The 24,259-nt window shown below is 67.8% G+C and carries 18 protein-coding genes; 9 read left to right on the top strand and 9 right to left on the bottom strand.

All coding sequences use genetic code 11. The annotated features are described in order from the left end of the window. Window position 1 precedes the first annotated feature (1 nt). Window positions 2–1,810, top strand: coding sequence for a type III effector protein (locus FHT38_RS12220; RefSeq protein WP_221213764.1), 1,809 nt, complete (start codon window positions 2–4; stop codon window positions 1,808–1,810). Window positions 1,811–2,097: 287 nt separating this feature from the next. Continuing rightward, complete coding sequence (locus FHT38_RS12215) at window positions 2,098–3,453, top strand: glycoside hydrolase family 27 protein (RefSeq protein WP_183491931.1); 1,356 nt, start codon at window positions 2,098–2,100, stop codon at window positions 3,451–3,453. 125 nt (window positions 3,454–3,578) lie between these two features. On the opposite strand, the gene FHT38_RS12210 is transcribed toward FHT38_RS12215, so the two are convergent. Then, entirely contained in the window at window positions 3,579–4,589 is a 1,011-nt protein-coding gene (locus FHT38_RS12210) for an NADP-dependent oxidoreductase (protein ID WP_183491930.1), read from the bottom strand. Between the two features lie 38 nt (window positions 4,590–4,627). Further along, window positions 4,628–5,590 carry an alpha/beta fold hydrolase gene (locus FHT38_RS12205; protein ID WP_183491929.1) on the bottom strand — a complete coding sequence of 321 codons (963 nt, stop codon included), beginning with the start codon at window positions 5,588–5,590 and terminating at the stop codon, window positions 4,628–4,630. Between the two features lie 142 nt (window positions 5,591–5,732). On the opposite strand from FHT38_RS12205, the gene FHT38_RS12200 reads away from it, so the two are divergent. Next, window positions 5,733–6,347 carry a TetR/AcrR family transcriptional regulator gene (locus tag FHT38_RS12200; RefSeq protein WP_183491928.1) on the top strand — a complete coding sequence of 205 codons (615 nt, stop codon included), beginning with the start codon at window positions 5,733–5,735 and terminating at the stop codon, window positions 6,345–6,347. A 68-nt stretch (window positions 6,348–6,415) separates the two neighbouring features. On the opposite strand, the gene FHT38_RS12195 is transcribed toward FHT38_RS12200, so the two are convergent. Together FHT38_RS12195 and FHT38_RS12190 are read right to left on the bottom strand one after the other, a co-directional pair. Further along, window positions 6,416–7,717: a right-handed parallel beta-helix repeat-containing protein gene (locus FHT38_RS12195; RefSeq protein WP_183491927.1), complete on the bottom strand. Its 1,302-nt coding sequence runs from the start codon at window positions 7,715–7,717 to the stop codon at window positions 6,416–6,418. A gap of 595 nt (window positions 7,718–8,312) precedes the next feature. Continuing rightward, window positions 8,313–8,948: a hypothetical protein gene (locus FHT38_RS12190; protein ID WP_183491926.1), complete on the bottom strand. Its 636-nt coding sequence runs from the start codon at window positions 8,946–8,948 to the stop codon at window positions 8,313–8,315. Between the two features lie 148 nt (window positions 8,949–9,096). Here FHT38_RS12190 and FHT38_RS12185 point away from each other — a divergent pair, with 148 nt between their 5' ends. From FHT38_RS12185 to FHT38_RS12175, 3 genes are all read left to right on the top strand, one after another. Next, window positions 9,097–9,618, top strand: coding sequence for a GNAT family N-acetyltransferase (locus tag FHT38_RS12185; protein WP_183491925.1), 522 nt, complete (start codon window positions 9,097–9,099; stop codon window positions 9,616–9,618). A gap of 276 nt (window positions 9,619–9,894) precedes the next feature. Continuing rightward, window positions 9,895–11,715 (top strand): ATP-dependent endonuclease, encoded by a 1,821-nt coding sequence (locus FHT38_RS12180; protein WP_183491924.1) that lies wholly within the window; start codon window positions 9,895–9,897, stop codon window positions 11,713–11,715. A 4-nt stretch (window positions 11,716–11,719) separates the two neighbouring features. Further along, window positions 11,720–13,477, top strand: coding sequence for a UvrD-helicase domain-containing protein (locus FHT38_RS12175; RefSeq protein WP_310737372.1), 1,758 nt, complete (start codon window positions 11,720–11,722; stop codon window positions 13,475–13,477). Window positions 13,478–13,729: 252 nt separating this feature from the next. Here FHT38_RS12175 and FHT38_RS12170 read toward each other — a convergent pair whose 3' ends face one another. Together FHT38_RS12170 and FHT38_RS12165 are read right to left on the bottom strand one after the other, a co-directional pair. Further along, window positions 13,730–15,109, bottom strand: a complete 1,380-nt coding sequence (locus tag FHT38_RS12170) for a TAXI family TRAP transporter solute-binding subunit (RefSeq protein ID WP_183491923.1) — start codon at window positions 15,107–15,109, stop codon at window positions 13,730–13,732. Window positions 15,110–15,289: 180 nt separating this feature from the next. Then, the gene (locus FHT38_RS12165; protein ID WP_221213763.1) at window positions 15,290–15,697 is read right to left on the bottom strand and encodes a DoxX family protein; all 408 of its coding nucleotides are present in this window, start codon (window positions 15,695–15,697) and stop codon (window positions 15,290–15,292) included. An 84-nt stretch (window positions 15,698–15,781) separates the two neighbouring features. On the opposite strand from FHT38_RS12165, the gene FHT38_RS12160 reads away from it, so the two are divergent. Then, window positions 15,782–16,174, top strand: a complete 393-nt coding sequence (locus tag FHT38_RS12160) for a helix-turn-helix domain-containing protein (RefSeq protein WP_183491921.1) — start codon at window positions 15,782–15,784, stop codon at window positions 16,172–16,174. A 12-nt stretch (window positions 16,175–16,186) separates the two neighbouring features. On the opposite strand, the gene FHT38_RS12155 is transcribed toward FHT38_RS12160, so the two are convergent. Beyond that, entirely contained in the window at window positions 16,187–16,825 is a 639-nt protein-coding gene (locus FHT38_RS12155; protein ID WP_183491920.1) for an OmpW family protein, read from the bottom strand. 226 nt (window positions 16,826–17,051) lie between these two features. Beyond that, on the bottom strand, window positions 17,052–17,690 hold the full coding sequence (locus FHT38_RS12150) for a GNAT family N-acetyltransferase (RefSeq protein ID WP_183491919.1): 639 nt from the start codon (window positions 17,688–17,690) through the stop codon (window positions 17,052–17,054). A gap of 238 nt (window positions 17,691–17,928) precedes the next feature. Between FHT38_RS12150 and FHT38_RS12145 the strand changes: the two genes are divergently transcribed. Further along, the gene (locus FHT38_RS12145) at window positions 17,929–19,395 is read left to right on the top strand and encodes a pectate lyase (RefSeq protein ID WP_183491918.1); all 1,467 of its coding nucleotides are present in this window, start codon (window positions 17,929–17,931) and stop codon (window positions 19,393–19,395) included. A gap of 67 nt (window positions 19,396–19,462) precedes the next feature. On the opposite strand, the gene FHT38_RS12140 is transcribed toward FHT38_RS12145, so the two are convergent. Continuing rightward, complete coding sequence (locus FHT38_RS12140; RefSeq protein ID WP_183491917.1) at window positions 19,463–22,624, bottom strand: hypothetical protein; 3,162 nt, start codon at window positions 22,622–22,624, stop codon at window positions 19,463–19,465. A gap of 226 nt (window positions 22,625–22,850) precedes the next feature. On the opposite strand from FHT38_RS12140, the gene FHT38_RS25085 reads away from it, so the two are divergent. Beyond that, the gene (locus tag FHT38_RS25085) at window positions 22,851–24,242 is read left to right on the top strand and encodes a pectate lyase (protein WP_255488670.1); all 1,392 of its coding nucleotides are present in this window, start codon (window positions 22,851–22,853) and stop codon (window positions 24,240–24,242) included. Window positions 24,243–24,259 lie beyond the last annotated feature (17 nt).

Genomic DNA, 24,259 nt, shown 5'->3' with positions numbered 1-24,259 from the left:
CATGAGCATGAGCAAGATCCAGAGTCCGTCGCAGAGCCCGGCGCCGCTGGTCACCGGCAGCACCAGCTCCAACCCCACCACGCCGCTGGAGCCGCCGCGCCAGGAGGAGCTGCAGCAGCCGCAGGGCCTGCGCCGGCGTGTCCGAAGCGGCCTGGAATCGGCTGGCGAAGGCGCCAGCCAGCTGGCGGGCCGGGTCGGCCTGCCGCAGGTCGTGGAGGCTGCGGCCAACACGAGCGTGACCCACACCACCGGGTCGAAGATCAAGGACGCCGCCATGCCGACGCTGTCGACGGTGGGCGCCGTGATCAAGACCGGCGTCAAGGCGGTGAAGCAGTTCTCCCAGAAGCCCGTCTCCAGCCAGCCTCTGCAGAACGCGCTGCGGGCCGAGCTGGATCCGGCCAAGCTGGCGCCCGAGGACCGTGGGCAGGCTGGCGACAACCAGATCAAGGCGCATCAGGAGGCCATCAAGTACGGCCAGGGGTCGGCGCAATGGATGGACCGCCTGCAGCCGCTCGCGACCTCGATCATGCGCGTGGGTCTCGCGGGCACGTCGATGGCCTTCGGTGTCGGGCGCAACAGCGGCCTCGCGGCGGGCGATGCCGCGGCGCGCGCCGAGCAGGGGCGGCCGCAATCGGGCGCCGTCTTCGACAACAGCGCGCCGGCCCCGGGCGCCGCCCCCTCGGGCCCGCCGTCGCTGAAGTCCATGGTCGTGTCGACCGTCACGCAGCTGTTCATGGGCTCCACCGCCGGCGCCGCCGGCAACCTGCTGGGCCAGACCGTGGTGGCTCCGGTGATCAACCTGATGCCGCGGCAGTTCGCGCCGATCGACGACAAGGCCGTCGTGCCCGACCAGGTCGTGAAGGACATGAACACGCTGCTGCCCGGATCCGGGGACCAGCTGCGGGCGTCGGTGAAGGTCCAGCAGGCCGAGATCACCAACATCAGCAGCGACAGCAACGTCACGCTGGGGCAGGTCGCGTTCGACGCGGTCACCGCCGCGCGGGCGGCGGCGCTCGGCACCACGCCGCTGGGCGTGGCGGGGCAGGTGGGCTTCGGCCTGGGCGTGTCCGCCACCGCCGGTGGCGTCATCGGCGCGGTGATGGGCGTGCGCCAGTCGGTGGCGACCGTCAAGGTGCCGGACGCGGCGCAACTGAGCGAGCTGGTGGCCTCGGGTCGCACCGATGGCGCGCAGGCGCTGCAGGACCTGATGAAGAAGGGCAACGAGGTCCCGCTGTTCTTCGCCAAGCACATGAACGCGACGGCCCCGGCGCCGTCGACGTCCACGCCGTCGACATCGGCGGCGGCAGGCGACATCGAGTCCGGCGGCCCGGCGACGACGCAGGCGCCGCCGTTGTCCACCGCGGCGAAGGCCGGCCAGGTCGTGTCGGCCGTCGCGAGCGTCGTGACGACGCCGCTGAACGCGATCGGCGCGGCCTTCAAGGCCGGTCCGCTGATGGACCCGCAACCGACCGTCGAGGGCGCGCCACCGCGCAGCACGTTGAGCGTGGCGGGCCATACGCTGTCGAACATCGGCGCGAGCGTGCTGAATCGCGCGGGCGAGATGGTCAAGGCGACGACGGCGCTCGGCGTGATCTCGACGGTGACGGCCGCGGTGGCGCGGCCGCTCGCGCAGGCCGATCAGCGCGTGGCGATGGCCATCGGCGGCGCCATCGGCATCCACACGGCCATCAAGCCGTGGTTCGATTCGTCGGCCAAGGACATTCCCGCCGGCGACGCGAAGATCAAGACCAATCGTCTGGAGGTGGTCAACGCGCAGGCGCAGGAGCAACTGGCAGCGGCGCAGCGCTGAGCGACCCGCGTCGCCGATCGTGGGCCAGGCACGGACGTCTGGCCCATGACTTCGGCGATCCGGGGGCCTCAGCAGCGCCTGCCACCAGCGGTTCAACCGGGGGCCACCGGCGGTTGCGACCCGGGATGTCGATCTCGATATCGATCGGCGACAACTTGTGATCGCAGCCGCAGGTCGGTGCTTCGATGGCCCGTGATACCTTCCGCCGCGCTGTCGCGGCCGCCCGACGCGGATTCACGCGTGAGGGCGCGGCGACGGCGTCAGAAGAACGAATCACGGAGACAGGAATGCTCAGTCGTCGCGCAATGATCCGCACCGGCATGGCGGGAATGGCCGGTGCCGCGGCCTCGACCTTGCAGGCGCAGGCGTCGCCCACCGCGCAAAGGTCGGCGCAGCGCGTGCTGGCGCCCACGCCGCCGATGGGCTGGAACAGCTGGAACAGCTTCGCCACCACCATCAATGAGGCGCAGGCGCGCGAGACCGCGCTGATCATGGCGGACAAGCTGCGGCCTGCCGGCTACGACATCTTCACCATCGACATCCAGTGGTACGAGCCGACGGCGTCGAGCTACACGTACAGCGACAATCCCGAGCCCGCGATGGATGGGAACGGCCGGCTGATCCCGGCGGTGAACCGCTTTCCGTCGAGCGCCGGCGGCCGCGGCTTCGGGCCGCTGGCGGCGGATGTCCACGCGATGGGCTTGAAGTTCGGCATCCATCTGATGCGCGGGATTCCGCGGCTCGCGGTCAAGCGCAACCTGCCGATCCTGGGCACGTCGTACCGGGCCGCCGACATCGCCGACACGTCGAGCGTCTGCTCGTGGAATCCCGACATGTACGGCGTGGACATGCGCAAGCCGGGCGCGCAGGCGTATTACGACAGCGTCTTCGCGCTCTATGCGTCGTGGGGCGTCGGCTTCATCAAGATGGACGACATGAGCCGTCCCTACGACGCGCATGCGCCCGAGATCGAAGCGGCGCATCGCGCGATCGTGCGCACGAAGCGGCCGATGGTGCTGAGCCTGTCGCCGGGCGAGACGCCGGTGATCCGCGGCGAGCACGTCCGCCAGTACGCGCAGATGTGGCGCATCTCGGACGACTTCTGGGACGACTGGAAGATGCTGGAGGCCCAGTTCACGCGGCTCGAGAACTGGAACCCGTGGCGCCGGCCGGGCGCCTGGCCGGATCCCGACATGCTGCCGCTGGGGCGCCTGGCGCTGGGCGAGCGGGATACGAAGTTCACCGCCGATGAGCAGCGCACGCTGATGACGCTGTGGGCGATCACGCGGTCGCCGCTGATCATGGGCGGGGATCTACGCCATCTGGACGAGGCGACGCTGCAGCTGCTCACCAATCCGGAGGTGCTGGCCGTGGACCAGGCGAGCTCGGACAACCGGCCGCATTTCGTCGAGGACGGCGTGCGGATCTGGTCGGCGCGGCCGGCGGATGGGAAGGGGCGTTACGTGGCGCTTTTCAATCCCGGTGACAAGGCGCGAGAGGTTGGCGTCGCGTTGCGGGAGCTGGCGCTGGAAGGCGCGCAGCCGGTGCGTGACCTGTGGGCGCGACGCCCGCTGGGCGAGGCCTCAGGGCGGTTCGCGCAGACCTTGCCGGCGCATGGGGCGGGGCTTTATCGGATCGGGTAGGGCCCCTGAACACGACGAACGCATCCGCCGATTCGGGCGCGCAGTTGTGAAAAGAACCCCAGACGTTTCCGTCTGGGGTGAATGAGTTGCGTGCGACGGGTGTCGCACGACAACCCCTGGAACCGTCAACGCGCCTGCTTGACCTTGATCACGACCTTGCCCTTGGCTCGGCCCGACTTGACGTACTCGAGCGCTTCGTTGGTCGACTCGAACGGGAAGACCCGATCGATCACCGGCCGGATCGCGCCGGCGTCGATGAGCCGCGTGATCTCCCGCAACTGGCCGCCGTCTGCCTTCATGAAGAGGAAGGAGAACCGCTTGCCTTGGCTGGTCGCCTTGCGGCGGATGCCCGAGCTCAGCAGACGCATGATCAGCCGCACGAAGCCAGGGGCTCCGATCGTCTTGCCGAACTCGGGATCGGGCGGACCGGAGATCGAGACCACTTGCCCGCCGCGCTTGAGCACGCCAAGGGACTTCTTGAGCGTGTCGCCATCCTGGCTGTTGAGCACGACGTCGTAGTCACGCAGGATGCCGTCGAAGTCCTGCTGCTTGTAGTCGATGACCACGTCGGCGCCCAGCCCCTTCACGAGGGCGACGTTGCTCGTGCCGGTCGTGGTCGCGACCGTCGCTCCGAGATGCTTGGCCAGTTGGATCGCGAAGGTGCCCACGCCACCTGATCCCGCCTGGATGAAGACCTTCTGCCCGCGCTTCAAGCCAGCCCGTTCGACCAGCGCCTGCCAGGCCGTCAATCCCACCAGCGGAATCGACGCTGCTTCTTCCATGGAGAGGTTCCCGGGCTTGAGGGCGAGAGACGTCTCCTTCACCGGCACGAATTGCGCGAAGGTGCCGATCCTGAAGTCGTCCACGCGCGCGTAGACCTCGTCGCCAGGCTTGAAGAGCCGGACATGCGGTCCCGTCTTGATCACCACGCCCGCGACGTCATGTCCGAGCACCAGCGGCAGGCGATAGGGCAGGATCAACTTGAACTCGCCATCCCGGATCTTGGAGTCCAGCACGTTCACGCTGGCCGCATGGACCTCGATCAAGACCTCGTCGTCCCGCAGCGCGGGCTGCGGCATCTCGGTCGGTACGAGCGCGCTGCGCTTTCCATAGCGCTCGAGGACAAAAGCTTTCATGGTTTTCCTTATGCGTGGCGAAACGAGCGATCAGGCGCTCATCTGGCGAGGAACGCCAGGGCCTTGGCCACGAAGTCCTCGTGGTACTGAAAAATTCCGCCGTGGCCCGCATCGGGGTAGACGGTCAGTTCGCTGTTGGGCAGACGCTTGGCCAAGTCGTACGTGTTGATCGTCGGCACCATCCGGTCGTCGTCGCCGTTGGCCACAAGCGCCGGTTGCCTGACCAGCGACAGGTCCGCAGCAGGCTTCTTCCCCCACGCGCTGAGGGCCTGCAATTGCGCGACGTACGCACCCGCGGCGATCCCCTTGTCACGGTTCTCGGTGCGCTCCTGCAGACGCGCCAGGAAGGCCTTGCCCGCCTCGATGCCCTTCGGCGTGCGGGTGAAGAAGAGGTACTGCTTCGGATCCTGACCCGTGAGGGTCGCCCGCAGGAGGTCGTAATTCGCTACGCCGGCCACCTCGCTGATGCCGGGACCGCCCGCCGGACCAGTGCCCGTCAGGATCAGCTTGCGAACGAGCCGCGGCTCCTTCAGCGCGATCTCCTGGGCGATCATCCCGCCCATCGAGAACCCGAAGAGGTCGACCTGCTTGAAGCCCTTGGCCTTGATGAAGCTGATCGCATCGTCCGCCATCTGCTCGATGGTGTTGGCCGGCGAGCCGGTGCTGGCACCCACCCCGCGGTTGTCGAACGCGACCACGTGATGCTTCGCGGCGATGCCGTCCACCACGCGGGGATCCCAGTTGTCGAGCACGGCGGCCAGGTGGGCAAGGAAGACGACCGGCGTGCCGCCGTTCTGCTGGCCGAGCTCGCGGTAGGCGAAGTCCACGCCATCCGCGGAGACGACCCGCGTCGGCACGTTCTGCCAGGTTGTCTTCTGAGACAAGGCGCCGGTGGAGGCGCCGCTCGCGGCTGAGGAAGGTCTGTCGACCGAGGCGCACGCCGTCAGCAGCACAGCGGAAAGCGCAAGGAGGCCTAGTCTGATTCTCGAGCGGGTGAACATGGTGTCTCCGGGGGAGGGGTGTGGGGGCGATGAAGCAACCGACCTCAATGATGATGTTCGTCATCCAAAAAGTCAATGATTTGATTATGGTCGGCATCTATTTATAGTTGCGGCCATTCACGCATCCACGCACGAGCGAGCCATGAAGGTCACCAAAGCGCAAGCGCAAGCCAATCGGGAGCATGTGGTCCGCACCGCCTCCACGCTGTTTCGGGAGCGGGGTTACGACGGGGTCGGCGTTGTCGACTTGATGGCCGCGGCGGGCTTCACGCATGGCGGCTTCTACAAGCAGTTCCAATCCAAGGCCGAATTGATGGCGGAGTCGGCCGCCTGCGGCATCGCGCAGACCGTGGAGCTGTCGGAAGGGATGTCGGCGGCGGACTTCGTCAAGGCCTACGTATCGCGCGAGCATCGGGGCGATCGAGCGCAGGGGTGCACCATGGCCGCACTCGGCGGCGATGCGGCGCGTCAGTCGGATGCGGTGCGAGCCGCGTTTGCCGACGGCATTGAAGACATCCTGGCGGCGCTGAACCGCGACGGCACCACGCTCGAATCAGCGGATGCCAAGCAGGCCCGCGCAAAAGGGCTTGATCTGCTGGCGCACGTCGTGGGCGCGATCGTCATGTCACGCGCCTGTCCGGACGAATCGCCGTTGGCAGATGAGATCCTGACCGCCTGCCGGAAGGAAATTCTGGCGTCGCTCGCTCCGCCATCGCGCGTGCCGGCGGCTCGACGCAAGCGGGCTGAACGCGAGTAGCTGATCGGCCGGCGCGTGACTTGTGGACTCGCAAGTCCGGACCTCCTGCGGGAGGTCGCTGTTGGGCATCAATGGCGCTCGAAGGCGCCGAGGTCGGGCGCGGTCCCCTTGTAGGGCAGGCCGACGTCCGTGCCCTTGTTGATCAAGGTGCTGTGCGACGTCAGATGCAGATGATTCAGCCGCGGCAGGCTGCCGTCAGCTTGTCGCGGCGCATCCCATCCCGTGGTGGAGACATCTTCGAACTGGGCATCCGACATGATCTCGCGCAGATTCCAGGAGTTGTGGGCGTCATTGGCGCCCGACACATTCGACACCAAGGTCCCCGTATAGGCGATGTTGTTGCGCAGGTTCCCCAGATTGATCGCCGCGCCGCTCGCATCGATCCCCAGCATATTGAAGTCGGCGTAGTTGCCGTAACTCGTGTTGTTGAAGAAGTCATTGGCCACCGGATGGTGGTTGGCGTAGAAACCCGAGGCCCGATTGTTGAAGGCGACCGAGAAGCGGACCGTGTGCTTCACCGCGTTGGGTACATAGACGCCTCCATATCCGCCGGCCTTGAAACCATTGCCATTGCCGTACCGGGCCGGCTTCATGGTATCTGGCACGTAGCCCTGCAGCCAAGCCCAGGAGTTCTCGATCGTCACCGAGGAGTAGGCGTTGATGAGGTCGAAACCATCATCCGAATTCAACCAGGCGCGGCAGCCTCGAAAGATATTCCCGGGATGATTGGCGGAAATGTGGGCGCCAAAGCCGTCCGCGCTTTGACCCGCTCCATTGGAGGTCAGGGGGTCGTAGTTGTGATGCGAGTCGGTATTCAGGACGAGGTTGTCGCCGCCATCCTTGATGAAGAGGCCCGGGCCCATGTTGTGATGGATGTCGAGCCGCTCGAAGATGTTGTGACTGCCGTGGATCCAGATCCCCCAGGACTCGTGGTTCAGGTTGTTGTTCTGCCGGACATGCGTGACTTCGATCCCTTTCAGATGAACCCAATCGGCCGTCACGTTGAATCCCTTGACCCGGCAGTTGTCCCGAATGCCTTCGAAATCGAAAACCGGGGTTTCGCCGGGATAAGCCCAGTAGCGGATCGGCTGCTGCGGGGCGCCACTCTTCTTGAGATCGATCCCGCTCACAGTGTCGTAGGCGTCTTGGCACGAAGTGGTGCCCTTGTGATAGGCATAGGTGCCGCCACGAAAATACACGGTGTCACCGGGTTGCGCCCTGATCTGCGCGTACGCCATCGAAGCCCATGGCGCATCGCGAGATCCCGCCGCGGTATCGCTTCCATTTGGCGCGACATAGTAGGTTTCTCCAAATGCGGCGACCGTGGCAGTACTCAGCGCAAGCACTGTGAAGATTCTTTTGTGTTTCATGTCGACAGATCAATGCGGAGCATCCATTAAACAGGAGTCCACGCCGGTGGTCGTCACCGCAGCGTGACGATCCGGAGAAGATCCATGTATCTGTCTGTGAATTGCCATCCGCCCGCCATTTGCACGGTGGATGAGAAAGAAGACACGCACGTCGATATTTCGCGGGGAGTCTGCGCAGACTCGCCGCCATGACTGTCACGGCAGCCTGTCCTTGATGATCTCTCCGCCGACCTCCTTGGCGAACTGGCTGCCAGCCTCCTTCGCCGCCGCCTTGCCGGCTCCTCACGCGGGGGCGCGGAAGCTCTTCTCGATGAAGCGGATGCGGGAGCTCTCCGCGCCGACTCGCTCCGCTGCAAGTTCATGCATGGCCGGCGAGAAGTCGAGCGCCGTGAACGCGATGTGTCATCGGCCCACTCGCGGGTGTCGGCCATCTGTCTCAGGTCAATGGGCTGAGGACGTCAGGGCGGACATGTGAGGTGATTGTTGAAGTGTTGGGCGGGGGACTCTAAACGACGGGGTGTGTGGTTCTGCATCGAAGCAGCTTTCAGATCAGCAGCAGGCTAGAAAGGACAGCGGGCATCTTGGATCGGCATTCCTACGCGTCGATCGGCTCATACGCCACCACGCTCAGCCCGATCGTTCCTCGATACCCCATGTCCGTCAGTCCCGAGACCTTCGCCACAGCGACTCGCACAGATGCTGCTTCTTCCGTTTCAGCGGGCATCGGCGCGCGCCAGAACGACTTGGCGCCGTAGCCGCCGCTGCCATTCAGCAGCACCAGCGATCGCAATCCGGGCGTGACCAGGGACACCCGGCACGCCAGCGAGCGACCGACCGCAACCGAATGCGACTCGACGGCAGCGAAGTCGGACAGCACAAACTTCTGCTGCTTCGCCGACAGACCGAATCGTGGCAGACGCTCGATCAATACGAGATTGCGAGCCCGATCGATGGTCGTGACGAATGCGCGCGTCTGGACGAAGTCCACAAGCACTGCGAACAACATCATCGAAGGAAACAACAGGAGCAAGAGCGCCTTCGGACTGGTGTCGTAGAACGTGAACTTCCAGAACATCCAGCTCAAGCCGGTCGCGAACACGAACAACCACAACCACATCGTCGTCGTCGCGGGGCGGATAACGACGGTGGTGTCGGTGACCTGTAGGGAACGAGGCATGCAAAGGAGAAAAACGGTATGACGGATCGCAGCCAAAGCGATCGACCTCGACATTCTTGACTCTCAATCGTCGGCTGGTTTGCATTTCAGTACGAGCTGCGCTTCAAGACATTTGGCACGTCTGCTCCCCAGCCTTGAACAGACTTCCCTCGTCTCGCCATGACCGCAGCAAGTCGGTCAGAGCGGCCTTATATTCCCGCGCATGCACCAACTGTCTCACCTGCGGCCGGGGACGCTGCAAGATGCCACGACGATTGCAGCGCTGGCCATTCAGGTCTTTCTCGACACGTACGCGACGCAAGGCATTCGCCCCGATCTCGCCCGTGAGGTCTTCCGCGAATACTCGTCCGAAGCCTTCCAGGAGCGGATCAATCGCCCGGGCTGTCATTTCGTGCTCGCGGAGATCGACACGGCGCTCATCGGATTCGCGGAGGTCGATGCCTTCGCTACGCCATGCCCCGGCACCACGAGCGCCGGCGCTGAGCTGGTCCGTCTGTACGTGCAGCCCGCCTTCCAGCGTGTGAAGGTGGGACAGCGTCTGCTGGCCGCGGCGGAGGACGTCGCCAGGGCCATGGGTTTGCCCGCGCTGTGGTTGACAGCGTGGGACGGCAATCAACGCGCACGCGACTTCTACGCCGCGCGCGGCTACGCCGACATCGGCGAGACGGTCCACGTGATCGAAGGTCGGAGATACGGCAACCGAGTGTTCCGCCGCGAGATCTGACGGCGGCGGCACGACGCAAGGTCGCCCGGCCGTCTGTTGGGCTGTCGAGAACTGCGGCTTCAGGCTGGTCTCGGACGTTGGACCATGGGACTTCCAGTGACCGCTGTGGCCTAAAGCAGTCGACTGACCGAAACAGCTTGACCGGCAACGCCCCCTGATCCGCCAGTCGGGCCTGTCGCAGATCGACCTTGATTGAGCGGGTTTTCCCGTTGATGCTTCACGAATCTCGGCATATCCGTTCGCGACACAATGTGAATCAATGGGAGTCGAAGAACCATGAAGGTCGTCCAGCTCAGCATCACGAACTTCCGCAGCATCAAGTCTGCGGACCTCCAGTTCGATGGCCACACACTGCTCGTAGGCCCGAACAACGTCGGCAAGAGCACGATCTGCGAGGCGCTCGACCTCGTGCTCGGACCCGACCGAGTCTCACGGTTCCCGCCGGTCGAGGAGTTCGACTTCCACAATGCCAACTACCTTCAGCCTCCGGCAGAAGAAGGCGGCGAGCCGACGCCGGTCCCGATCCAGGTCGCTGTTGTGCTGATCGACATCAACGCCGAGGTCGAGAACCGCTGTGGACAGCACCTGGAGTTCTGGAACACCGTTGAACGCCGCGTGCTCGGTCCAGGCGAGGTGGCAGAGGCCAATCCTCCTTTGGTCGTCAGTTGTCTTCGCCTGGAGACCCGGGCCAATTACAACCCGGAGGAAGACGAATTCGAGGCACAGACCTACTTCACTCACAGCCCGAACGCCGAGCCCGGTGAGTTGGATCGGGTTGGCAAGGACATCAAGCGCCTGTTTGGCTTCATCTACCTCCGCGCCGTTCGAACCGGGTCTCGGGCACTTAGTCTGGAGCGAGGCTCCCTGCTGGATGTCATCTTGCGGCTTAGGGGTACGCGTGCCGGGCTCTGGGAGAAGGCGATCGAGCGCTTGCGCGGTCTGGACATCGAACGTGATGCCACGCACCTGCAGCCAGTCCTACAGTCGATCGAGTCCCGGCTCGGCAAGTACATCGCCACTGACGTTCCGGGGCGGACGACGAAGCTACACGTCTCGCAACTCACGCGGGAGCACCTGCGCAAGACGATGGCCTTCTTCCTTGCCATCTCGCAGGATCAGCAGCCCGTTCCCTTCCAGCAGGTCGGTACAGGCACACTCAACGTCCTGGTGCTGGCACTGCTGTCGTTCATCGCCGAGCTGAAGCCGTCCTCTGTCATCTTTGCGATGGAGGAGCCGGAGATCGCCCTGCCGCCGCACACACAGCGACGCATCGCCGACTACCTGTTGCACAAGACCACGCAGGCTTTCGCCACTTCCCACTCGCCGTTTGTCATCGAGCGGTTCGAACCCGAGCAGACACTCCTTCTGTCTCGCGGTCCTGACTCCAGCGTGGTCGGCAAGCGCGTCTCGGATTCCTCTGGTCTGAAGGGCAACGACTTCCGCAGGTACGCACGCCGAGGCTTAACCGAGTGCATGCTCGGCAAAGGTGCGATCGTCGTCGAGGGGCTGACCGAGTTCAACGCCTTGCCCGTCGTCGCGCGGAAGATGGAGGAATCAGACGAGGACCTGCAGCCGCTAGACATTGCAGGCGTCGCCTTCTTCGATGCCGAATCCGAGGGCCAGATGCCCAAGTTCGGCAATTTCTTCAAGAGCCTGGGCCTTAGGACCTTCGGCTTCTACGACCTCGCTGCGCGTTCACCTCAGAAGAAGCAGGAACTGGTCGACGCCTACGACATCGACTGCGAGCACCAGTACGCTGGATTCGAGGCGCTCGTGGTCACGGAGGTGCCCGTCGATCGGCAATGGGCGTTCCTCGACGATTTGCGTGAGACCGGCGACTGCGGCAACTTCGCAATCCCTGCGGCACGACCAGCCGATGATGCGGTGCGCGAGCTGGTGAAGTCCGCCCTAAAAGGGCACAAGGGCGCAGGTTGGGCTGCAAGGTTGCTCGAAGGGTGCGCGGTCCACGAACTGCCAGTTACGGTGACCGGGTTTCTGACGCCCATCTATGCGGCCTTTCCGAAGCCTATCGAGGTGGCGGCGGTAGCCGAACCTGCCGAGGCCGAGCCTCCAGCTGAGCCCGGCGCCCCAGCCTGAAGAGGTGATTGCCGTGGAAATCTGCGAGTTGAGGCAAAGCCTGCTCGAATGCCAAGGGCATGCCCTTGTGCTCGGCGGTCCAGGCAGCGGCAAGACCACGATTGCGCTGAAGAAGGCTGTAGTTAGGATTAACGCCGGCCTCGATCCCGGGCAGTCGGTGATGTTCCTCAGCTTCTCGCGGGCAGCCGTCGCGCGGTTGGGCGAGGCAATGAAGCAGGAGGTCCCCAGGGCTCAGCGCAGCCAGCTGAACGTGCAGACCTTCCATTCGTTCTTCTGGATGCTGCTGTCGGCACACGCCTATCTGCTTGGCGCTCCACGAAAGCTGCGAATCCTGTTGCCTCAAGACGAGCAGGTGCAGTTCGGGTCCATCAGACCTCGCGAACGGAATGAGCAGAACGCAGACTGGCGCGCGTGGCTCGCTAGACGCGAGGAGATGTTTCGGCAAGACGGGCGCATCGCCTTCGATCTCTTCGCCCGAAATGCGGAGGCTCTGTTGACCCAGAGCCAGCACATCCGCAGACTGATCACGCAACGCCACCCACTGATCATCGTGGACGAGGCGCAGGACACGGATGCTCATGCCTGGCGGTGTATTGACCTGCTGTCCGCTTCTGCCCAGATCGTCTGTCTCGCTGACCTTGACCAGCAAATCTTCGACCACCTGCCTGGCATTGGCCCAGAGCGAGTCGAAGCCATCCGACAGACACTGGCTCCGTTGGAAATCAATCTAGGCGCGCAGAACCATCGCAGCGGCGGCACCGAGATCGCGATTTTCGGCCAGGACATCCTCACGGGTAGGGTCCGAGGGGCACCATATGCAGGTGTCTCGTCATTCGGGTACGACCCACGGCGCAGGCCACAGAAGACGGCATTGAGGATGGCACTTGGCATCCTGCAGCGATCAATCAGGGCTGCTACCGGCCGCTACGGCCGCAACGTTGCGATCCTGACGCACTCTGGTGCCTCGGCGGCGAAGGTATCTGCGGCCCTGAATGCCGAACCCAAGCCGGTACGGCACAAGCTTGCCTTCGATGAAGCCGAGGCAATGCTGACAGCCCGTTTCGCGGCCTTCCTGCTGGAGCCGAAGTCCGAGGCCTCGCGTCGCGATGACATCTCGCTTGGTCTTGAACTCCTCGCGACTTCGAAGGCGGCAGCTGGGCTTGCCGCCGCAGCTCAGTGGCGGCTTTGGGCTGCGCGTGTTCGCGAAGGACGCGAGCCCCGCGCAGGGTTCGTCCAGGCCGTAGCAGGCGTGATCGATGCGGTGCGAGAGACGCCGTTCACCGGAGACCCTGCGAAGGACTGGTCTCTGGTGAAGCGACTGCTACGAGATACCGGTGATCCGGAACTGCTCGCCGCAGCCAAGAGCCTTGACTACCTGGTTGCCTTCAATCGCGGCCGGCGGATTGGTGCCGGACTCGGAGCGATCTGGGCTAGAGACGGCCGATACACCGGCGCGCGTGAAGCGCTCGATATCGCGCTGGCACAGGACCAGATACTCGGGGGCGTGGACGATCCGCCCGGAGTGCAGGTTATGACCATTCACAAGTCAAAGGGCAAACAATTCGACGGTGTAATCGTGATCCGCGAGGGTCGGCACAATGGTCAGGGCCTGGTCTCTTCGTTCGTTTGGTGGGATGACCAACCGCCGTACTGGCGAAGCAGGAAGATTCTGCGCGTCGGGGTCACCAGGGCTAGGAGTCACACGTTGATCCTGGAGCATGCCTTCCCGGCCTGCCCGATCATGGCGGGGCACAACTTGTAGTGCTTGAAGGCACTGAGTCTCTCGGATGATCTCTCATAGCGCCTGGAAGACCGGTAAGAGCTGAAGACCGGTCTCTCGACGCACAGCACCGACCGTCCGAGAACGCTGCTGACCTGTCCTCCACTCCGACAGAGCTCTTCTCAAAGCCCTCTCCGCATCGGACTCGCGCTCCACCCCCCAATGCCACGTGCATGCGCAGCACCGGACCGAATGACGGAAAGACAAGCCACCGCCGGCCGCGCCGCTCCTCAATCAGTCACTCGCCGCCTCCGCCGGCCGCGACCGCTGCGCCAGCAAGCGCTTTCTCACCGCATAAATGTTGTTCCGCAGCGCGTAAAGCTCTTCCGCATACGACAGCGGCACCGCGATGCGATGCGTGACGCGGTCCAGCTCATCCAGCTCATCGAGCAAAGCCTCCCGCTCGCCCGTGCTGGTTTCCAGCTTCGCCTCCACCTCGCGCAGCCGCGCATACCAGCGGAACACCCGCGAGCGCACGCGGAAGGTGTACAGCGGCGGCACCACGCGCGATAACGGCAGCATCAGCACCAGCAGGCCGCCGACCACCAGCCACATGCGTTCCAGCAGATTGCCGGCCCAGAAGGGCAGGTAGCGCGCCCACGCGGGCGGCGTGCCGTTGATCGCGCGGTCGCCCTCGGCGCTGACGGGCAACTCGCTGGTGCGGGTGTTGGGGAAGTCGCGCGCGCCATTGAACCAGCCCGCCCCGCTGTGCTGCCCCAGCGCCGCCTGCGCGAACAGCTGCCGCAGCGCCGGATGCGTCTGCTCGCGCGCCAGCAGCGCGGTGGTGGTCGCCAGCAGCGGCACGTCGTGCGGCGGCAGGTCGGCCGCCAGGTCCACCACGCCGCGCGGCAGCGTCACGGTAGACAGGAAGGGCAGGTGGCGCGAATAGGCTTCGTTCTGCTCGAAGGCCATCAGCCCGATGGCCGGGTCGCGCAGCAGCGCGCGGATGAGGCCCGCCTGCGGCGCCGAGATCAGCACCGCGGCGTCCAGCCGGCCCTCGCGCAACGCAGCGCCGGCGGCGTCAGGCGCGAGATTGGACAGCCTCAGATCGGCCGGTGTCATCTGGTTCAGCGCCAGCAGCTTCTCGACGATCTGCGGCACGCCGCTGCCGTCTTGGTCCACGTTGACGCGCAGGCCCCGCAGCTGGGTCAGGCGCTGCAATTCGCCGCCGGGTTGGCGGCGCGCGATGCCGAGATCACGGCGATAGAAGATCCAGATCGGCTCGTAGAACAGGCTGCCCAGCGAGACGATGCCGGCCTCGGTATCGGCCGCCGGATCGGCCATGCCACCGCGGACGAAGCCCACATCGGCCGTGCCCGCACGCAAGTGCGCCAGGTCGTCCTGCGCGCCTTCGCTGGCGATCAGCTCCACCTGGATGCGCTCGCGCGCCAGCGCCTTCGCATAACCCTCGCCGAAACCGGCGTAGGCGCTGCCGGCCGGGCCGGTGGCCAGCCGCACCTGGCGTGGCGGCTGCGGGTCCAGCCACCAGTAGGCCGCGATCAGCAACCCGCCGCCGAGCAGAAGCAGCGGCCCCATCGAGACCATCATGTCGCGCAGCGTCTGCAGCAGCAGGCGCAGGCTGCGGGTGGCATGCCATTGCTGGATCGGGGTCATGGCCGGCCGCCCTGTGCGCGAGAGTTCCGGGTCTGCGCGCCGCGACGTCGTTCGCGGTCCAGGGCATCCGCACGGGTGGTGGCGGCGAGGGTGAAGATGATCGTGATGCCGGCGCGTCGCATGGGCTTGTCTTTGCCGATGGAGGAACGGCGCATCGTATTCGAGGCGCGCGGGCCGGAATCAATGAGAGGCCGCCCGGGTCCATGCCTGGACGTCGCCATGGGGAGAAGGAATCTCTCGAGCCACGTTCTGCGTGGCGAATGAGGCGACCAGCAGGATCAGGCCGATCGCGGCCGGCAGTGCGTCCTTCGGCTTGCCGGCACCGGCATGCGCGATCGCCGCCAGCAGCAGATGAAAGAACATGCCGGCATAGGCCAGGTCGCTCAATGGCGTGTTGATGCGCGACAGGACGGCCACGACCGCCAGCACCTTCAGCACGATGAGCAGCGGCACGAGGTAGCCGGGATAACCGAGCGCGGACAGCTGGGTCCTCACCCAGGCGGTCTTGAGCAGGTAGAGCGTCGCGGAGCTGAGGTAGAGCAGGGACAACAGCGCCGTGCTGATCCAGTAAGCGGTGGATGCGGTCAAAAGCTTCTCCAGGGTGAATCGGGAGCCGGGAGAATGTCGGCCAGCCATCAAGCGCGCAAGTAGGATGAATTCGTCGGGGCCAGTATGGAAATGCAGACCAATGACCGCAGCGGCGTCAACATGCACGAGGAGATGCGGCGCGCATTCGCGCTGCTCTCGGGCAAATGGAAACTGGAGATCATGTGGCTGCTCAACCAGCGCATGCATCGTTTCGGCGAACTCCGCAAGGCCATTCCCGGCATCACGCAGCACATGCTGACCGTTCAACTTCGAGAGCTTGAAGCGGACGGGCTGGTCTCCCGGACGGTTCATGCCGAGGTGCCGCCCCGCGTCGAATACGAGATCACGCCGAAGGCGCGCGGGCTGGGTCCGATGATGGCGGCCTTGCAGGCCTGGTGGGCGGAGTACGGCGACAGCGTGCCGGTCAAGGGGCCGCCGCGAGGCCGCCCGGCAAGGCCCGGCCCCGCAGCGCCGTGAGACCGGAGCCGATCAGAACCGGTAGCCCGCGCCCACGCCCACCAGCAGCGGATCGATCTTGAACTTGCCCACCGACGCGCCGGCCGACCGGACGTCCGTCGACATCTGGATCTTCTTCACGTCGACGTTGATCGACCAGCGCTTGTCCAGCATGTAGTCGAAGCCGGCCTGCGCGGCCAGGCCGACGCTGTGCGTCTTGATGCTCGGCTGCAGCGCCGCCTGCACCGCGGGATCGAAGTTCACGCCGGAGAAGAGCGTGTAGTTCAGGCCGGCGCCGAGGTAGGGACGGAAGCTGCCTTCCGGGTTGAAGTGGTACTGCGCCAGCAGCGCCGGCGGCAGCTGCTTGACGCTGCCGATGCGCGTGCCCTCGCTGTAGAGCGTGTGACGCTGCGGCACCGTCAGCACCAGCTCGGCCGCGATGTTGCGCGTGAGGAAGTAGCTGATGTCGACTTCAGGAATCGTCTTCTGGCTCAGCGACAGGCCAAGCCCGGTGCGGTCCTTGTCGGCCGGGTCGATCTTCACGGCGCGCACGCGCAGCTGCCAGGGCGAATCCTGCGCCTGGACCGGCATCGCGGTGGCGGCCAGGAGCGCCGCGAGCGACGCGGCGGCAAGGACGGGGCGGGTCGGGAGAGCGAAAGCGCGATCGGTCATGGAAACCTTGTGTTCATGGGAGAAGCCAGGCGTCCAGACCGGACGCCGCGCCGCCGTGGCCGGTGGATGGCGGCGTGCGAAAAATTCTCCGTGGCGGGAATGAATGCAACGCTCGCGGGACGATGAACAGGACATGAACGCGGACGCAAGCGACGCTCGCGAGCTCGCGGCGCCGGCCGCGGCGTGAGCGGATGCGCTGAGCGCGAGAGCCCGGTCCGGCCCGGCCTCAGCCCGCCTGCAGCACCTGGCCGAGGATCACCATGTCCCGGCTCTTCGCGTCCGCCCACACGATGCCCGGCAGGCGTCCCCAGGCGCTGAAGCCCTGCGCGCGGAACAGCGTCAGGCTGGCCGCGTTGTCGTGCCAGATGAAGGCCATCAGGCGGTCGATGTGCCACAGCGGCGCCTCGATCCGCGCGTGGGACAGCAGGCGCCGTCCGACGCCGCATCCGCGCCAGCCGCTGGCGATGTAGATCGCGACCTCCGCCGCCGGCATGCAGGCGGGCCGGTCGGCGAAGCCGAGCAGGCTCAGCCATCCCACGACCTCCACGCCGGCCTGCGCGACCCACAGCGGCCGGCCATTGGCGCGATGCGACGCCATCCAGTTCGCGAGGCCGTCGGCCGGCAACTGCGCCAGGCAGCTGCCGAGCACCGGCCGGCCGCCGGCGCGCGCATCGACGCCAGGCAGCGGCGTGGGCAATGGCGGCAGCGACTCGTTGTAGATCCGGGTGATGGCCGCGAGGTCGCCGTCCAGCGCCGGACGGATCGCGATCGCTGTCGCAGCCGCGATGGGCGGCTCGCCCGTGATCGCCGCCAGGGCCACGGTGAACGCGGTGGAGGCGGGCAGGGCATCGGTCGTCGCAGTCATGGCGGTTCGGCGCTGAAGTCTGGGATGACCGCAATCTAGGAAGGACCGGGAGCCGTCATGGCACGCATCGCGAAGCGGCGCGCCGACGCGCGAAGGGAACGAAGTCCGCCCCGCGCGGCGCTTCGCGGCCGGGCACGTCGCTTCGCCCAGGGGCGCGCCGGGCGCAGGGCGATGCCTACCCTCACCAATCGATAACACGCGGCGCACCGCGCCATCCCGGCCTTACCCAGGAGCAGCCATGTCCATCGATGCGATCGATCGTCCCTCGTCCGTGCAGCGCCCCTCGGCGCTCGACCTCTACAACCAGTTCCTCAACGCGCCCATGGCGCAGCCGCAAGGGCCCGCCAGCGGTGGGTCGCCCGGCCAGCAGCTGATGGCCATGCTGGTCTACAGCCTCATGGCCGCCGCCCAGCCGCAGCAAGGCGGCGGCAGCCCCTGGCCCGACACCGCCGCCGGCCCCGGATCGACCGCCGGCCCGGCCGGGCCGATGGGCCCGGGCACCGCGGGCAACAACCCGCAGGCCGGCCAGCTCGCGCTGATCAACAGCATCCTCCAGCTGCTGCAGGCCTTGCTGCCGCTGCTGCAGTCGCTCGCGCAGAACGGCCTGCAGCCCACCAGCGCCGCCAATCAGCTGGCCAACCAGTTCGGCGGTGGCGGCGGGGGTGGAGGCGGCGGCTTCGGTAGCGGAGCGGGCGGCGGCGGTGGCGGTGGCGGCTCGCCATTCGGTGGCATGGGCGGCATGGGTGGCATGGGCGGACCGTCGATGGGCCCGGGCGCGGGTGGACCGGGCGGCGGCTCGCCGTTCTCGTCGATGCCCTCGGCCCCGTCCATCCCTTCGATCCCGTCGATGCCTTCCTCGCCGGAGTCCGATCCCTTCTCGCCCTGGTCATCACCACCGGGCAAGCCGTCGACGCCTTCGACCCCGTCGGTGCCGTCGTCCGGGCCGTCCTCGCCGAGCGCACCCTCGACGCCGGCCAGCCCGTCCGCGCCGTCGGCGCCGAGTGCGCCGTCCGCGCCGCCGTCCCCGTCCTCGCCGTCCTCGTCCTCCGGAACCGCACCGGCCTCGGGCGCGGGCAAGCCGACCGAGATCCCGCCGGCGACCGGCAAGGTGATCGTGAACGAGCCCATCGTCGTCAAGGCCGGCCAGACCTTCAACGGCGAGGGCAAGCTCTACCAGGCCGGCCCGTCGCTGGGCGACGGCGGCCAGAGCGAGACCCAGAAGCCGGTCTTCATCCTCGAGCCCGGCGCGAAGCTGGAGAACGTGCAGGTCGCTGGCGGCGATGGCATCCACACCCGCGGCGACGCGACGCTCAAGGACGTCTGGTGGAAGGACGTCGGCGAGGACGCGATGACGATGAAGGGGCCGGGCAATGTGAAGGTGATCGGCGGCGGCGCCTACGCGGCCACCGACAAGATCTTCCAGATCAATGCGCCGGGCTCGCTGTCGATCGACGGCTTCACCGCGGACGGCTTCGGCAAGGCGGTGCGCACCAACGGCGGGCACGACTTCCCGATCAGCATCGACATCCGCAACTCGGTCTTCCGCAACGGCGACGAGGCCGTGGTGCGCAGCGATGCCAAGGACGCGAAGATCAACATCGCCTCGGACGTGGTGATCGAGAACACACCGCACAAGGTGCTCGCGCCCCCGACGGCCGACGTGCAAGGCGTCGGCGCCTGGGAATACAAGCCCTACAGCGGCTGATCGCGAACCGCCCCGGCCTGGCGCCGGGGCTTCGCGCACGAAGGCTCTCGAAGGAAGGCGCGCGGTCTCAGCGCGCCGGCACGTCGACTCGCGCGTCGATGTGCGAGGCCTCGGCCGCGGTCACGCTGCCAAGCTGGACGACCAGGTCCAGCCCGTGCGTGCGCTGCGCCATGTTGCGCTCGTAGGAGCGCATCGAGTAAGGCCGCATCGCCGCGGAATCCCGCCACTGCGATTCGATCTCGCGTTCCAGCGCGGCCGCTTCCGCTGGCAGGCCGCCGGGCTGCCGCTCGCACAGCGCGATCGCGGAGCGGTAGGCGTCGTCGCGCAATCGCATCTCCGTGCCGACCACCACCCGCGCCGCGGCGCTGTGATTCGGGCTGGCATGGCGCTGGATGTCGGTCACCAGCTGTTCCAGCCGCTGGCGGTCCGCGCCCGCCGCGACCCAGTCGCCGAGTTGCGGCTTCACCTGCTCGGCGAAGGCGTCGAGGTCCTGGTACTCGGTCTCGACGAAGGACAGCGGATGCAGGCGGCCGTCCTCGTAGACGGCCTCCCGCCGCTCGAAGACGCCGCCCAGGATGCGCTCCGCGCCGAGGCCCGCCTGCAGCGCGCCTATCGTGAGGTCGGCCTTGCCGGCATCGCCGACCGAGCCGGCCACCGTCTGCGACGCGCCCAGCGAGGCCCGCAGCGCCACGCCGGCGCGGCTGGCGTGGCCGTCGATGCGGCGCTCGACACGCATCGCGCCGCTGGCATCGCCGTAGCGGCGCGTGACGTCGCGTTGCGTCTCGACGTAGCCGCCCGCGCTGGCCGTCGCCTTGAGCCGCCACTTGCCCAGCGACGCCGTGACGTCGGCCCCCAGGCCGTGCCGCCGACGCGCGTCCCCCGCGTCGCCGATCTCGTTGATGGTCACATCCGGAAATTCCTGCAGCAGCTGGCGCAGCAGCGGCGGATCCCCGGGGTTGCGGGCGGCACCGCCGGCGCTGTGGTCGATGATCCGGTCGATCAGGCGCGAGAAGTCTCCGCGCAGCTCGGACACGGGCCGGCCGACGCGCGGCAGGCGCAGCGACAGTCCCTGCATCTCGGACCGGTCGTGGCCGAGGAGCAGCGCGTCGACGTTGCCGCCGACCTTGAACGCGCCCAGGTCCGGCCCCACGCTCACGCCCAGCCCCACCTGGCCGGTGGTCTGGCGCTGCGTCCCGAGCACGATCTCCATGTCGTAGGGCGGCATGGCGATCTCGAAGACGGCATGCCGGGCCCGCTGCGCGCGTGCATCGACGCGTCCCCGCACGAACAGCGCCGAGGCCACCGCGCTGATCGACGCCGTGATCTGCCGCAGCCCGACGCCGGCGATGCCGCCGCCGGTCAAGCGCAGCCGCGAGGAGCCCTCGATGTTGGCGACGATGTCCTTCAGCGCGGTCCGCAGCGTCTCGCGGTCGACCGCCTTCACGCGCGTGTCGCGGCCGTTGGCCTCGTCCTCGGCACGGGCGAGCGCGGCCGACGCGGTGAGGAGCAGGGACGCGGAGCTCGCCGGCGCTGCGTTGGCGGCGCTGGTCACGTCGGCGTTGCCGGCGTTGGCCGGGTTGGCCAGGTCGGTCGGACGCGCCGGGGGCGCTCCGCTGGCGCCCTGTGAGCGCGCGTCGGCCACCCAGTCCGCCAGCGTCGCGGCGTCCAGTCGCAAGCCGGCCAACGCCTTGAGGTCGGGCAATTCGTCCAGGCGGCGGGCGAGGGCGCTCAGCACCGGCGGATCCGCGGCGGCCGCCTCGGACAGCATCAGTCGCGCCAGCCGCTCCCCGATCGCCTTGCGCGCGTCGGCATCGAAGCCCACGCGCTCGAAGGACGGGCCGGCCTCCTCCAGGCAGTGCGACAGGACCGAGGCGCGCAACAGGTGGGCCGGCACCGCGGCCGGGCCGCTCGACCGGCCCGCCGACGCCCCCAGCAGCCCGTCCCGCAGCGCGCTCGCGGCTTCGGTCAGGGCCCGCTCGCGCGCCGGGCGATGGCGCGCCGCGGCCGGCCCGCGTTCCACGCCCTGCACGCCGTGCCGCAGCGCGCGGAACGGCGACTTGCCGATCAACGGATTGCGCGGGCGCAGCGCGCCGCGCGGCGCGGCGCGGTCGATCCAGCGGCCCATCTTCATCAGCCGTGCGTCCAGCGCCGCGAACCGCGTGCCGGGACCGGTCTCGTGCAGGTCGTTGCGCACCGCCGCGAGCGCCCATCGATGCGGCTCCGCGGCTGCCACGTCGCCCGCCATCCGCGCGGCGGCGCAGAAGACCGCTTCGCCGGTGAGCGTCCGCAACGTGGCCGGATCACGCAGCAGCGCCGTTGGATCGCCGTGGTGATCGAGCCCGCGCGGCGCGCCTTCGGACGCCTTCAGCAGCAGCGCGAAATCGCGTCGCCGCGCGGGATCGACCGGTCGCGCGGTGACGGCCATCAGCACGTCCATGCCGGCCGGCGTGCCGCCCAGCGCGGAGGAGGTCCGCCACGCGGCCTGCCGGGCGGCGAGCTCGTCCGCCGCCGCGTGCTCGATCAGCATCGGCCCCCAGCCCAGCCGGTTGTTGCGCAGCCCGTCCTGGCGCCGGCGACGGCCGACGTCGGTGAGCCGACCGGGACTGCCAAGCAGCGCGGCCGATGGCGACGCCGATGCCGACAGCAGCGGCGATCCCGCCGGCGTGCGGTTCGCACCCGCCTGCCAGGCCGCGATCAGTTCCGCCTCCGCGTCGAGCGCGGCCAGCGAGTCCAGGGCGTCCAGCGCCAGCCGCGCGTCGCCATCGCAGGCCGCGGCCAGCGACTGCGCGAGCAGCACCACCGGCGCGGACGGCAGGTCGGGCGTGGGCGGCACGCCGGACAGGTCCAGGCGCGACAACTGGCCGGACAGGCGCGCCAGGTCTTCCGGCATCGTGCCGTCGCGGGTGAACAGCGTCGCGATCAGCGGGGCCAGGTCGGGCCGGTCGACGCGCATCGTGTCCAGCAGCACCGCGCCGGTGGGTGCGGCGCGGGACGGTGTCTCGGGCGGCGACACGGCGGCCGCGGCGGCGTCGCCGGCCTCGACCGGCCGGGCCGGCAGCGCAGCGCGCGGCGCGGTGGCGGACTCCGGCTGCGGCCGGGCCGGCGGAGCATCCAGCGGGCGGATTGCTGTGCTGGGCAGCAGCGGCGTGCGCTGTTCCTGGGAGAGCGGCGTGTCGATGGCGACACGAGAGAGGCCGAGTTGGCGCGCGATTCGAGTGGTGAAGGACATGGACTGCTCCTTCGTCCCGATCGTGGCGAGCGGTCATGACGGCCAGCCGCGCCGGGGCGAAGGACTGGCGTCGGGCGCGAAGGGGCGCCGGCGCGACGGGCGCATGCCGCCGCGGAAGGCGATGTCTTCGCTTCGCCGGACGGCGGTTCGGCGGCTGTCGACCGTCGCCCGGGTCCGGTCCCGAGAGTCAGGGGTGAATCCCCATGTCCTCGCACAGGAATCGTCCATGAGCGCCATCGATCCGATCTCTTCCCTCAACGGCAGCGGCCCGCGCCTGTCGCCGATGCAGCAGCTGTACCAGCAGCAGCTCTACGCGGACCCGCAGCCCGCATCCCCGGCCAACGTCATCGCGCCGCTCATGACCATGCTGGTCCAGCAGATCATCGCGATGCTGGTGCAGCAGCTCCTGCAGTCGCTGCAGGCCCAGCAGCAGGGGCAGCAAGGGCAGCAGGGCATCCCCGGCGGAGGCGGCGGCGCGGGCGGGGGGCTCGGCGGAGCGCCCGGCGGCGGAGGCGGGAACCCGTTCGCCGCCGGTGGCGGGCCAGGCGGCGGTGGAGGCAATCCATTCGGTCCCGCCGGCGGCTTCGGTGGCGCGGGGAGCGGGAGTCCAGGCCTCGGCGGCTTCGGTGAGGCTCCGCCTGCGCCGGCGCCCGCTTCCCCAGAGCCGAGTCCTGCTCCGAGCCCGAGTCCGAGTCCGAGTCCTGCTCCGAGTCCAAGTCCTGTTCCGAGCCCGAGCCCGAGTGCCGCGCCCGCTCCAGCTCCAGCTCATGGCCATCACCACCACCATCACGGCCATGCCCCGGCTCCGGCGACGCCCGATCCGCTGCTCGCGCCCGCACCGGCGCCGGCACCTTCGGTCGGCGCTCCCGCCAAGCCCGACGACGCGGGTCCGGTGTCCAGCAGTACCCCCGCGACCTCGGTGCTGCCGCCGCATCGCGGCGAGGTCGTGGTGAACAAGCCCATCGTCGTCGGCCCGGGCGAGACCTTCGACGGCAAGAACCAGTTGTTCACCGCCGGGTCGGGGCTGAGCGGCAATTCGGCCGAGACGTACCAGCCGGTCTTCATCCTCGGCCCGGGCGCCACGCTCAAGAACGTGCAGTTCCAGGGGGGTGACGGCGTGCACCTGCTGGGCGACGCCAAGATCGACAACGTGCACGCGGTGCACGGCGGCCCGGACGACATGATCACCATCGACGGGCCCGGCAACCGCGCCCACGACGCCCAGCTGGCGGGGATCTCCCCGGCGTCGATTCCCAACGACCGGCCCGCCGAGGTCGAGATCAGGAATTCCTCGTTCCGGCACTCGCATGACAAGGCGATCCAGGTCAACGGCGATGCCAACGTGAAGCTCAGCGGCGTCTACGCCGAGGACGTCGGCCAGCTGCTGGTGACGCTGGGCGGCCAGCCGATCAAGGCCAACGTGTCGATCGACGACTCGCAGTTCAGCGGCGTGCGCTCGCACCTGGTGCGGCTGGACGATCGCGACTCGACGCTGCGGCTCGGTCCGAACGTCAGCACCGACACGGGACGCCTCCAGGTCATGATGGGCACGCCGGCCAATGCCAGCGGGGCGACGGTGGTGATGCCGTCCTCCAGCCCGGCGGGCGGCAACGACTGAGCCGGCGCCATGGCCAC

Source organism: Mitsuaria sp. BK041 (genome assembly GCF_014193085.1).
Taxonomy (GTDB): Bacteria; Pseudomonadota; Gammaproteobacteria; order Burkholderiales; family Burkholderiaceae_C; genus Roseateles.
The sequence above is the reverse complement of the archived record's forward strand: the minus strand, read 5'-3'. Positions and strand labels throughout refer to the sequence as shown.